The organism is Embleya sp. NPDC056575 (genome assembly GCF_042793325.1).
Taxonomy (GTDB): Bacteria; Actinomycetota; Actinomycetes; order Streptomycetales; family Streptomycetaceae; genus Embleya.
The window spans coordinates 460-1,319 of the sequence record NZ_JBHTVA010000180.1 but is presented as its reverse complement, the minus strand read 5'-3'; the positions used below and the strand labels follow the sequence as shown (position 1 = coordinate 1,319).

General features: G+C 65.1%; 1 protein-coding gene. It reads left to right on the top strand.

The window, feature by feature from the left end; translation table 11 throughout:
- A partial coding sequence (locus ACFRCG_RS48555; protein ID WP_380043077.1) for a hypothetical protein occupies positions 1 to 358 on the top strand: 358 nt, incomplete at its 5' end.
- Positions 359 to 860 lie beyond the last annotated feature (502 nt).

Sequence of the window (860 nt, the reverse complement as noted above, 5' to 3'; positions counted from 1 at the left end):
CCTTGCTCCCTGGCGCGCCGAGTTGTCCCGTGCCACGCCGTCGGACGGCTCCGCGGACACGATCACAGGACACCACCAACTCGACCATCCCGTCTGGCTGATACAAGGACATCACCTGGTCGAAGTCACCGGCTTCGCCTGGACCGCCCCCGTCGTGTTCATTGGCCTCGATCTCGAAGTCACCGGCAGCCGTATCGCTGATCTCATTGCCCACGCAGTCCAGCTGCCCGGTACGACGACCCTGACGGAATCCCTTGCCACGGCCCTTGGAGCACCCGGCACCGTGATCTTTCACGACCAGCTTGCACGCTGGAGCGTTGACGACGACGGTGTCATCACACCTCGGCCGCTGATCTGAACACGCGCAACCTCGCCCCGGGCCAGGCCATACCCGTTTCGCCTGGAGGTAGTGCCACCACGACTGCTGCTCCGGTTTGTCCGGTGCACGTTGTGCCTGGGAGCCGAAGTTTGAGCTGATCAGGTCCTTACAGGCAGGCCGTGCTCAATGGCATCGACGTTCCCGACTGGCCACCGTGGCGAGGACCGTCCTCTACCTCAACCGTCCGTCCCAGATCCGGCCCGTCGGGGACGTGGCTTGCGCTGCCCTGCATCGTGACCCGTCCCTATGAAGCACGAGGGCCTCGGATGGCTTGGCGCAGGCTGCCGCAGGGCTTGTGCTCACCAGCTGCGGTCAGGACGCATCCTGAGCCGTCGTGTGTGGCTGGGCGGTCCGGGGGCGGGGGGAGAACGTGATCTGCTCCGGAGCGAACTCTTCCAGGCCTGTGGCGCTGATGCGGTCGGCGTTGTAGAGCGAGACCTGCATGGTGGAGAAGGGTTGGAGAGGCGTGAGATCGCAAGAG